Source organism: Streptomyces sp. NPDC003247, assembly GCF_042888135.1.
Classification (GTDB): Bacteria; Actinomycetota; Actinomycetes; order Streptomycetales; family Streptomycetaceae; genus Streptomyces.
Window position 1 is genome coordinate 38089 of the sequence record NZ_JBIAPF010000017.1, and the last position, 11582, is coordinate 49670.

At 73.4% G+C, this 11582-nt stretch carries 6 protein-coding genes; all 6 read right to left on the reverse strand.

Annotation, left to right across the window (positions count from 1 at the left end; translation table 11 throughout):
- Positions 1 to 523 precede the first annotated feature (523 nt).
- A complete protein-coding gene (locus ACFYWQ_RS38465; RefSeq protein ID WP_389523814.1) occupies positions 524 to 2737 on the reverse strand; it encodes a CDP-glycerol glycerophosphotransferase family protein in 2214 nt (737 codons plus the stop codon).
- Positions 2738 to 2745: 8 nt separating this feature from the next.
- Positions 2746 to 4950 carry a CDP-glycerol glycerophosphotransferase family protein gene (locus ACFYWQ_RS38470; protein ID WP_389523817.1) on the reverse strand — a complete coding sequence of 735 codons (2205 nt, stop codon included), beginning with the start codon at positions 4948 to 4950 and terminating at the stop codon, positions 2746 to 2748.
- A gap of 163 nt (positions 4951 to 5113) precedes the next feature.
- Entirely contained in the window at positions 5114 to 7393 is a 2280-nt protein-coding gene (locus tag ACFYWQ_RS38475) for a CDP-glycerol glycerophosphotransferase family protein (RefSeq protein ID WP_389523820.1), read from the reverse strand.
- 150 nt (positions 7394 to 7543) lie between these two features.
- On the reverse strand, positions 7544 to 8425 hold the full coding sequence (locus ACFYWQ_RS38480; protein WP_389523823.1) for a carbohydrate ABC transporter permease: 882 nt from the start codon (positions 8423 to 8425) through the stop codon (positions 7544 to 7546).
- Complete coding sequence (locus tag ACFYWQ_RS38485) at positions 8422 to 9768, reverse strand: carbohydrate ABC transporter permease (protein ID WP_389523826.1); 1347 nt, start codon at positions 9766 to 9768, stop codon at positions 8422 to 8424. Before ACFYWQ_RS38485 ends, ACFYWQ_RS38480 begins: the two co-directional genes overlap by 4 nt.
- Before the next feature lie 7 nt (positions 9769 to 9775).
- Positions 9776 to 11155, reverse strand: a complete 1380-nt coding sequence (locus tag ACFYWQ_RS38490) for an ABC transporter substrate-binding protein (protein WP_389523830.1) — start codon at positions 11153 to 11155, stop codon at positions 9776 to 9778.
- Between the last annotated feature and the right edge of the window lie 427 nt (positions 11156 to 11582).

Here is an 11582-nt window from a genome sequence, read left to right on the forward strand (position 1 = left end):
CGGCCACCGGCCTGCCGCGCGCGGAACCACATCCGTGCGTCGGCGGGTCGCGGGCGGAACCACGCCCGACCGCCGCCGGGCCGCGGACGCGTCCCGACCCGGACGTCGGCCTGCCGCGGGCGGAACCACGCCCGTGCGTCGGCGGGCCGCGGACGGAACCAGGCCCGACCGCCGGCGGGCCGCGGACGCGTTCCCACCCGGACGTCGGCGGGCCGCGGACGGAACCAGGCCCGACCGCCGGCGGGCCGCGGACGCGTTCCCACCCGGACGTCGGCGGGCCGCGAGCGGAACCACGCTCGGACGTCGACGAGCCGCGGGCGGAACCACACCCGTGCGTCGGTGGGCCGCGGACGGAACCAGGCCCGACCGCGAGCGGGCCGCGGACGGGTCCCCACCCGGCCACCGGCCTGCCGCGCGCGGAACCACATCCGCACGTCGACGGGCCGCCGGCGGAACCACCCCCGGACGCCGGCCGGCCGTGGCCGCGTCCCCACCCGCTCACCGGTGGATCGCGGGCGCACGCTCACGTGGACGCCAGCAGGTCGCGGGACGTCGCCGGGCCCGGGACGTGTACCCGCGCCCGCTGCGGCATCGGCTCGCCCAGCAGCAGCGTCCGTACGACCCGCTCGGCCGCCCGCCCGTCGTCGAACGCGCAGAACCGCTCCCGGAAGGCCGCCCGCAGCCGCGCCGACTCCTCGTCGCGCCAGCCGCCCGAGGCGAACAGCCGGGCCAGCTCCCGGTAGTCGCGCGAGACATGGCCGGGCGGCTCGGCGGTGACGTCGAAGTAGACGCCCCGGCTCGCCGCGTACGTGGTCCAGTCGTCGGCGTGGACGACGACCGGCCGGTCCAGGTTGGCGTAGTCGAACATCAGGGCCGAGTAGTCGGTGACCAGGACGTCGGCGGCGAGCAGGACGTCCTCGACGTGCGGTTCGTCGGTCGCGTCGACGAGGATCCCGCGCCGGTGCAGCTCGGCCAGGCCCGTCCCGCGCGCCGGACCGGTCGCCAGGGAGGGGTGCAGCCGCACCACGAGGGTGTGGTCCTCGCCGAGGTCGGCGGCGAACCGGGCCAGGTCGATCCGGTCGACGTGCCCGCCGCGCACGTACTCGCGGCGCGTCGGCGCGTACAGCACGACCGTGCGGCCGTCCGGCACGCCCAGCCGCGCCCGCACCGCCGCGCCCGCGCCCTCGCCCGCGTTCACCAGCACGTCGTTGCGCGGGCTGCCGGTCCGCGCCGACGCGAAGTGGCACGGGTACGCCCGCTCCCACACCAGCTCGGAGTGCGGGTTGGCGACCAGGCTGTGGTCCCAGCGGTCGGCGCGGCGCAGCATCTGCGGCACGTCCACCCCGTACCGGGCGCCGGGCCGCTCCAGCAGGTCGGCCGCCATGTACTTCAGCGGGGTGCCCTGGTGGGTGTGGATGTGGACGCTGCCGGGGCGCTTGACGAGCGAGCCGGGCCAGTTGACGTTGTTGACGAAGAAACCGGCCCGCGCGGTCACCCGCCGGTAGGCGGGGGAGTCCAGGAGCACGTGCTCGACGCCGTCCGGGAGCCGCGCGGCCGTCTCCTCGTCCCGCACCACCCACACCCCCCGCAGCTGCGGGGCGATCTCGCGGGCCGTGAAGTAGACGGCCCCCGGATCGCCGAGCACGCCCCGGTGCGAGAACGCCGAGTACACGACGAGGTGCGGATCGAGCGGGCGCCGGGCCTGCACGGCGCCCACGGCCCGCTGCGCCCGCGCCCCCGCCGCCGCGCGCGCCTGCCCCCCGCGCCGGGCCAGCTCGCGCCCGGCCCGCCCGGCCAGCCGCCGGGCCCGGTAGGCCTGGTAGCCGCCCTCCAGCACGCGCAGCTCGTCGGGGACCGGCTCGGCCGTCCGGTGGGCGCGGAACAGCTCGGCCGTACGCCGGAAGAACTCGCCCTTGTCCGACGGCGGCAGCCGGTCCGGCTTGGCGAGGATGTCCAGACAGTGCTCGCCCATCTTGCGGTGCAGGTAGGGCCGCCAGCCCGCCAGCTCCGGACGGGAGCCGACGAACGCGAACACCCGCTCGTACTGGTCGTGGACGTCGAAGTGCTTGCGGCTGGTGGTGGACAGGATGTTGCCCTGGCGGCGCTGGCGGTAGTACAGGCAGATCCGGTCCAGCGTGGCGATCCGCTCCGCGCTCAGCATCACCGGGAACGTCCAGGGGGTGTCCTCGTAGTAGCCGGGCGGGAAGCGGAAGCCGTTCGACTCGACGAAGTCCCGCCGGTACACCTTGTTCCACACGACCATCAGCAGGTCGAGGATCTCGGGGCGCTCGGCGGCCGTGAACGTGTCCTGGCCGCAGTCGGCGAGGACGTGCGCGAGGGCGTTGCGGCGGGTGCCGCCCCACCAGTAGGTGCGGGCGTAGTCGAAGACCAGGACGTCCGGGTCGCCGGTCTCGTCGAGGCGGTCGGCCGCCGCGCGCAGCGCGCCCGGGGCGAGGGTGTCGTCGCTGTCGAGGAAGAAGAGGTAGTCGCCGGTGGCGTGCGGCAGTCCCGCGTTGCGGGCGCGGCCGAGGCCGACGTTCTCCGGCAGGTGCAGGACCCGTACCCGGTCGTCGCGGGCCGCGTACGCGTCGAGGATCGCGCCGCAGCCGTCGGGGGAGCGGTCGTCGACGGCGATCACCTCGAGGTCCCGGTACGACTGCTCCAGGACGGAGTCGAGGCACTCGCGCAGGAAGCCCTGCACCTTGAAGCAGGGGACGATGATGCTGAAGCGGGGCACTGCTGCGGTCAGCTCCTTACGAGGGGGGAGGCGGCGGGGGCCGGGACGCGCTCGGTGAGCGGCCGCACGGGCGGGAGTGCCTCCGCGGGCTCGCCGAGCAGCACCCGGCGCACCACGCGCTCGGCGGCCCGGCCGTCGTCGAACCCGCAGAAACGGGCCCGGAAGGCGGCCCTGAGCTCCGTGGACCCGGCGGAGGCGTACGAGCCGTCGCGGAAGACGCGCGCCAGCTCCCGAGGCGTCCGGGCGACCGGTCCGGGCGGGGCCGCCATCAGGTCGAAGTACACGCCCCGCGTCTCGGTGTAGACGTCCCAGTCGTCGGCGTACACCACGATCGGGCGGTCCAGGTTGGCGTAGTCGAACATGATCGACGAGTAGTCGGTGACCAGCGCGTCGGCGGCGAGGCACACCTCCTCGGTGGAGGGGTGGCCGGTGACGTCGATGATCCGGCCGGTGCCGGCGCGCACCCCCCGGTCGTAGAAGTAGTGGGCGCGCAGCAGCACCACGACGTCGTCGCCGGCGGCCTCGCAGAACGCCTCCAGGTCCAGGCCCGTGTCGAACCCGGTCCGCCAGTCGCGGTGGGTGGGGGCGTACAGGACGGCCGTCGTCCCGTCGGGCACGCCCAGCTCCCGCCGGATCCGGGCCACGTCCTCGGCGGTCGCCGTGCAGAAGACGTCGTTGCGCGGATAGCCGTACTCCAGGTGCTCGTAGGAGCCGGGGAAGGCGCGTTCCCACATCTGGGTGGAGTGGGTGTTGGCGGAGAGGTTGAAGTCCCAGCGGTCCACCCGGCCCAGCAGCTTGGTGAAGCTGCCGCTCGCGGCGGCCACCACCGGGTACGTCGACTGGTCGACGCCCATCTTCTTCAGCGGGGTGCCGTGCTGGGTCTGCACGTGCACGCTGCCGGCGCGCTTGACGACGCCCTCCGCGAAGTTGGCGTTGTTGACCAGGTACCTGGCGCGCGCCAGGACCCGCCAGTACCGGCGGGAGCCGATGACGGCGTGGTCGACGCCCTCGGGGAGGGTGTGCGCCCGGTCGGCCTCGACGAGGAACACCGACCGGATGTGCGGGGCGAGTTCGGCGGCCTTGGCGTGGATCGCGGCCGGGTTGCAGGCGTATCCGCGCCCCCAGTAGGCGCAGTACACCGCCAGGTTCGGGTCGATGCGGCGGCGCAGCTGCATCCGGTAGTACAGGCGCGTGCGCAGCCCCCGGGGGCGCGGGACGCGCCGGACGGCCGCCGACGCCGTCCGGTTGGCGTCCCGCAGCGCGCGGAACGCCGTGTACGCCCCCGCCGCCAGCAGCCGGTGCTGCACCCCCATGCTCCCGCCGGGCCTGCGGAAACCGGCTGGGCGGTGGAGCCGGTACAGCCGGGCCGCCCGGCGGAAGAAGGCGCGGCGCAGCGGACCGGGCAGCCGTGCCGGATGCGCGGCCGTCTTCAGGACGGCGGCGAAGAGCTGCTCGAAGAGCGGCCCCGACCGCCCGGCCGGCACGGACAGCTCGGCCGCCGCCGTCAGCACCGCCTCCGCCCGGTCCAGCAGCTCGGTGTGGTGCTCGCCCGGCAGGTTGAGCCGGCCGCCCTGCCGGCGCAGCCGGTGCCGTACGACGACCCGGCGCAGCACCGCGATCCGTTCGGCGCGCAGGGTGACCAGGCCGCCGAAGCCGATGTCGGTGAAGTGGCCGTCGGGGAAGGCGAGCCGGTGCCCGGTGAGGAAGGACCGCCGGTAGGCCGCGCTCCACGCCGGCAGTTCCACGCCGGTCACCCGGGGCGCCTCGGCGGGGGCGAAGGCGCCCCGCGGCGCGCCCGCCAGCAGCGGGGCCGCCGGGTTGGCCGGCTCGCCCTCCCACCACGGGCAGCGCTCGTGCTCGGCGTACAGGACGTCGACCTCGCCGGTCTCGGCCAGGCGGGCGTCCACGGCGGTCAGCGCGCCCGGGGCGAGGGTGTCGTCGCCGTCGAGGAACAGCAGGTACGCGCCGGTCGCCGCCCGCAGCCCGGCGTTGCGCGCGCCGGCCAGGCCCGCCGACGGGGGCGAGTGCACGGGCGTCACCCGGGGGTCCCGCGCGGCGTACCCGGCGGCGACGTCCGCGGCCGGGGTGCCGGGCGCGTCGCAGACCGGGAGCAGCTCGAAATCGCCGAAGGACTGGGCGAGGACGGAGTCCAGCGCCAGGGACAGCCGGCCCGCGACACCGTGGGACGGGACGATGATGCTGAAGCGGGGCATACTGCTCTTTCTCTGTTCTTTCGCTGTCGAGGGTCCGGAGAGGCCGGAGGGTCCGGAGCCGCCGGAGTCGCCGGAAGGGGCCGGAGGCCGGGCCCGGCCGGGCCGCGGGGGCGAGCGGCCCTCGGAGCCGGTCGGTGACGGTCAGCGCCGGGGTCGGTGACGGTCAGAGCCGGTCGGTGACGGTGCGGCGGTCGGACGGCTGCGGACCGGACGGTTGCGGCACGGTGGTGAGCGGGGTGCGCGTGAACGCCGAGGCCGCCGACGGCACGGGCCGGCGCTCGGCGAGCGGCACGACCGGCGGCGGCGTCGTCTCGCCCAGCACGACGTGCCGTACGACGCGCTCGGCGGCCCGTCCGTCGTCGTACGGGCAGAACCGCTCGCGGAACGCGGCGCGCAGCTGGGCGGAGCGGGAGCCGCGCCAGTGGCCGGTGGCGAAGATGTCGATCAGTTCGTCCTCGCTGCGGGCGACCGCGCCCGGTGGGCAGGCCCGCAGGTCGAAGTAGGTGCCGCGGGCCGCCTCGTAGGCCGCCCAGTCGTCGTCGGGGGCGTGGACGACGATCGGGCGGTCGAGGTTGGCGTAGTCGAACATGATCGACGAGTAGTCGGTGACCAGGACGTCCGAGGCCAGGCAGAGGGACTCCACACCGGGGTGGCCGCTGACGTCGAGGACGCGGCCGTCGCGCGGCGGCGGGGCGGGCTGCCAGTAGTGGGACCGGGCCAGGATCACGAAGCGCGGGCCCAGGCGGCGCAGGATCCGCTCCAGGTCGAGGACGGCGCGCTGGGTGCGGCGGTGGTCGCGGTGGGTCGGCGCGTAGAGGATCGCGACCGTGTCGCGGGGGATGCCGAGCGCGTCGCGCAGCCGGGTCACGTCCGCGGCCGTCGCCTGCTGGAAGACGTCGTTGCGGGGGTAGCCGTACTCCAGCGTGGTGTACCCGCCGGGGTAGACGCGCTCCCACGTCAGGGTGGTGTGGCGGTTGGCGGACAGGACGTAGTCCCACTTGTCGACGCCCCGCAGCAGCTCGGCGAAGTCCATGTCCCGCGCGGCCGCCGGGTATTCCTGGAGGTCCAGGCCCATGCGCTTGAGGGGGGTGCCGTGCTGGGTCTGGACGAAGACCTGGCCGGGGCGCTTGACCAGCCGGCGGTCGAAGTTGACGTTGTTCACCAGGTACTTGGAGCGGGCCAGCGCCGTCCAGTAGGCGGCGGTGCCGGGGCGCAGCGGGCGCGGGCCCGGCGGGATGTCCCGCCGGTGCTCGGGACGGGCGATCCACGCCGTGCGCACGTGCGGGGCGAAGGTGCGGAACGCGGCCTCCAGCGCGCCCGGGTTGCAGCCGTGGCCGCGCCCCCAGTAGGCGGCGAAGACGGCCCGGTCGGCACGGAGCGGCAGCCGCAGCTGGATGCGGTAGTGGGCCTGGAGCAGGCCCGCCCGCAGGGCGTGGCCCAGCGTCCCGGCGAGCCCGCGGGCGCGGCGGGCCGCGGTCTCGGTGGCCTGGAGGGTCCGGTAGGTGCGGTGCAGGCCGAGGCGGACGAGGGCGTGGCGCAGCCGGGAGCGGGGCGGGACGGGCGCGCCGGGGGCCCGGTAGCGGCGGTAGTGGGCGCGGGCCCGGCGCAGGAACTCGGCGCGCGCCCCGCGGGGCAGCCGGCCGGGCCGGGTGAACACGGTCGTGAAGTGGTCGACCATCCGGCGGAACAGCACCGGCCGCCACCGGGCGAGCGCGGGCCGCTCGTCGAGGAACGCGAAGACCCGGTCGTACTGGTCGAAGACGTCGAAGTGCCGGCGGCTGGTGGTGGACAGGATGCTGCCCCGGCGGCGCTGCCGGTAGTGCACGCAGACCCGGTCCAGCGTCGCGATCGACTCGGCGGTCAGCAGCGCCGGGTACGTCCAGGGGGTGTCCTCGTAGAGGCCGGGCGGGAAGGTGAGGCCGGCGCGGGTGACGAAGTCCCGCCGGTAGGCCTTGTTCCAGGCCACCATCAGCACCCGGAGCAGGCCCGGCCGGTCCTCCAGCCGGAAGGGCGCCGGGCCCTCCTCGGTGAGCTGCGCGGCGAACCGGTGGCGCCGTGCCTCGCCCGTCCAGTCGGTGGTGGCGTAGTCGTAGACCAGGACGTCCGGCTCGCCGGTCTCCTTCAGCCGGTCGGCGATGGCCTCCAGCGCGTCCGGGGTGAGCGTGTCGTCGGAGTCCAGGAAGAGCACGTAGTCGCCGGTCGCCCGGGCCAGACCGGCGTTGCGGGCCGGGCCCAGGCCGGCGTTCTCCGGCAGGTGCAGGGGGCGCACGCGCGGATCGCGCGCCGCGAACTCGTCGATGATCTCGCCGCAGGCGTCCGGCGAGCGGTCGTCGACGGCGATCACCTCCAGGTCGGGGTACGACTGGGACAGCACCGATTCGAGGCACTCGTGCAGATACGCCTGAACCTTGTACGCGGGGACGATGACACTGAACCTGGGCAAGGGACATCCATGGGTCGGCGCGGGACGACAGGGCCTGGCCCGGCAACGGCCGATGGAGTGACTTGGTTACGTTCGCCTACGGCATCCGGGGGACACCGGGTGAACGGCGAGGGGCGGACCGGTGACGGTCCACCCCCCTTGTACGGACGCCTACTTGACCGCGCCGGCCATCACACCGGACACGAACTGCCGCTGGAACGCGAAGAAAACGGCCAGCGGGATCACCATCGAGATGAACGCGCCGGGCGCCAGCACGTCGACGTTGTTGCCGAACTGCCGTACCTGGGTCTGGAGGGCGACCGTGATCGGCTGGCTGCCGGCGTCGGTGAACACCAGCGCCACCAGCATGTCGTTCCAGACCCACAGGAACTGGAAGATGCCCAGGCTGGCGATGGCCGGCCCGCCCAGGGGCATCACGACCCGCACGAACAGGCGCAGTTCGCCGGCGCCGTCGAGGCGGGCCGCCTCCAGCAGTTCGCGGGGGATCTCCGCGAAGAAGTTCCGCAGCAGGAACACCGCGAACGGCAGACCGAAGCCCACGTGGAACAGGATCACCCCCAGCACCGACCCGAACAGGCCGACGGCGCCGAACAGTTCGGCGATGGGGATCAGCGCCACCTGCACGGGCACCACCAGCAGGCCCACCACGCCGAGGAACCACCAGTCCCGGCCCGGGAACTCCATCCACGCGAACGCGTAGCCGGCGAGCGAGCCGACGACCACGACCAGCACCGTCGCCGGGACCGTGATCAGCACGGTGTTGACGATCGAGTCCGTGATGTCGCCGTTCTCCAGCAGCTTCCGGTAGCTGTCCACGGTGAGCTGGGACGGCTCGGTGAACACCGTCCACCAGCCGCTCGCGCCGAGGTCCTCCGGCGAGCGCAGCGAGGAGATCAGCAGGCCGATGGTCGGCACCAGCCAGAACAGACCGACCAGCAGCAGGAACACCCGGACCAGACCGCCGCCCAGCCTCTCCACGATCCTCGTGGCCGGGGACCGCTCGGCCCGCACCGGTCCGTCGGCGGCCTTCATCGCCGCACCTCCCGTCGGAGCCTACGGATGTTGAACCACATCACCGGGATCACCAGCAGCAGCAGGAACACCGCGATGGCGCTGGCGACACCTGGTCGGTCCTCGGAGAAGCCCTTGCGGTACAGCTCCAGGGCGAGCACGTTCGCGTCGTCCTGGGAGGAGCCGGGGGCGATGATGAAGACCAGGTCGAACACCTTCAGCACGTTGATCATCAAGGTGACGACGACGACCGCGAGGACCGGCGCGAGCAGCGGCACGGTGACCCTGCGGAACACCTGCCACTCGTTCGCGCCGTCGACCCGCGCCGCCTCCAGCAGCTCCCGTGGCACGCTCGCCAGCCCGGCCGCGATCAGCACCATCGCGAAGCCCGCCCACATCCAGATGTACGAGCCGATGATCGCCGGCGTGACCAGGGACGGGCCGAGCCAGTCCAGGCCGTTGTACGGCTCCTGGAAGTTGCTCGCGGGCAGCCGCAGCCGGGCGCCGTCCGCCGCCGCGGGGAGGGTGAAGGTGCCGTCGGCCGCGGCCTCGGCGGACGCGACGACCTCGCCGTCCTTGACCGCCTCGATCCGCATGCCCGCGTAGCCGAGTTCGGACGGGTCCGGGGCGCCGAGCGTGCCGACGCCCTTGCCGCGGGTGAAGTCCTGCCAGGTCGTGCCCGTGACCTTGCCGGGCTCGGACTCCGCCCGGACGGCGTTCTCGGCGCCGTCGGGCATCTGGTCGGGGGCGACGCCGACCAGGGGCAGGGCGACCGGGTCGCCCGCGCGGACGGGTTCCGCGGTGATGAACGCCCCGCCCTTCTCCGCCCGGAGCGGCGACTCACGGCCCGGGTGGGCCTTGGGGAACGCCGACGACTGCGCGAACGTGTCGTGCACACCGACCCACACCGCGTTCGCCACGCCCTTGTCCGGGTCCTGGTCGTAGACCAGCCGGAAGATGATGCCGGCGGCGAGCATCGAGATCGCCATCGGCATGAAGACGACCAGCTTGAACGCGGTGCCCCAGCGGATCCGTTCGGTCAGCACCGCGAACACCAGACCGAGCGCGGTCGCGACCGTCGGCGCGAACACCACCCAGATCACGTTGTTCTTCAGCGCCGTGCGGATGCCGTCGTCGGTGAAGAGGGCCCGGTAGTTGTCGAGTCCGGCGAAACCGTCGCCGGACTGGTCGTAGAGACTGCGTACGACCGAGTACCCGATCGGGTAGACCACGAGCGCGCCCAGCAGCACCAGGGCGGGCAGCAGGAACAGTGCCGCCACGGTCCGGCGGGTGCCGGTCACGCTCTTGCGCAGGCGAGGAGGGGCGGGGGCTCCGGGAGCCCCCGCCGCCGCGGCCGACTTCATGGCCGGGTCAGTTCCCGTACGCCGCTGCCGCGTCCGACTCCAGTTTCTTCTGGATGCCGGCCACGTCCGTCGGGTTCTTCAGGAAGTCCTGGAGGTCCTTCCACTCGCCCTTGCCGGGCGTGCCGCCGAAGGACTGCGGGGCCTGGTCGGACATGTCGAAGCGGAAGTCGTCGCCCGCCTCGATCAGCGCCTCGGCGATCGTGCGCTGCACGTCGTTCGGGTACGCGGAGAGATCGACGTTCTTGTTGGGCGACAGGTAGCCGCCCAGCTTCGCCTGGATCTCCGCCGCGTCCGGCGAGGCCAGGAAGGTCGCCAGCGCCTGGGCGCCCTCGGAGTCCTTCAGGATCACCGCCGCGTCACCGCCGGAGACCACGGGCGCGGTGTCGCCGACCTTCGGGAACGGGAACACCTTCGCGTCCGTCCCCACCTCGGCCTTCGTCTGCCCGATGTTGACCTGCACGAAGTCGCCCTCGTAGACCATGGCGGCCTTGGGCTGGTCCCCGCCGGTGAAGGTCTGGGTGACCGCTTCGGTGAACTCCGTCTGGAGGGCTCCGCCGGCGCCGCCCGCCACGTAGTCCTTCTTGCCCCAGATCTGCGCCAGCGTGGTCAGGGCCTCCGTCACGGAGGGGTCCGTCCACTTGATCTCGTGCTTGGCGAGCTGGTCGTACTTCTCCGGGCCGGCCTGGGAGAGGTAGACGTTCTCGAACCAGTCGGTCAGCGGCCAGCCGTCCGCGCCCGGGATGGAGAACGGGGTGACGCCGGAGTCGTAGACCGTCTGAGCGGTCGTCAGCAGCTCGTCCCACGTCTTGGGTTCACTCGCGCCCGCGTTCTCGAAGACCTGGGCGTTGTACCAGATCAGCGACTTGTTGGCGGCCTTGTAGTAGACGCCGTACTGGGTGCCGTCGACCGCGCCGATGTCCTGCCAGCCCTGCGAGTAGTTCTTCGCCAGCTCCGCCTTCGCCTCGGCGCCCAGCGGCTTGGCCCACTTCTTCTCCACGGCCTGCTGGATCGCGCCCGGCTGCGGGAGCATCGCGACGTCCGGCGGCTGACCGCCCGCGATCTTCGAGCCGAGGAAGTTGACGATCGGGTCCTGGGCGGGCACGAAGGTGACCTTCGCGCCGGTGCGTTTCTCGAACTCGGCCAGGACCTTCTTGAAGTTGGCCTGCTCGGCGCCCGTCCACACGGCGGCGACCGAGAGGGTCGTGCCGTCCAGCTTCGGGAGGGTGAGGGAGCTGCCCGACTCCTCGCCGGGGCTGCTCTCGCCTCCGCTGCTCTTGTCGTCGTCACTGCCGCACGCGGTGAGCGAGAGCGCGAGCGCTCCCGCGACGAGTGCGGCGGCGGCCCTTACGGTCCTGCGGGTCCGGCTGGTGTTGCTCGTGCTGCGCATCACTGCCCCGTTCTTCGTCCTCGTCGAAGGTCCGAGCGCTGTCCCGTGGGCACTGGTCTACGCCGGGTGCGAAAGGTCGGCAAGTACGCATGCGGTGTCAAGTGGGCGATCGTGACCGCGTCGTGACTGCGGGGTGCACTTTCGGCCGTACGCAGTGCGGCCGCACGCCACGGCCGCTGTACGCGGCCGGCCGTACGCCGCCGCTGTCACGCAGTCCGGCCGGGGGCACTACCGAACGCTTGCCCAGTGCTCCGCCCTTCGGGGTGGAGGTGTAGGGCATCCTCGTCTCGGCGGTCCGTAGGGACGCAGCGTCACTGCTACGGTCGCCTTGTCCGACAACGTGGTTGGCGGACCTACCGCCGGACGGGCGGGAAGTCAGGCCTGTGGAGGCCTTGTAAGACCACCTCCGGGTGGCAGGGGCCCGCGA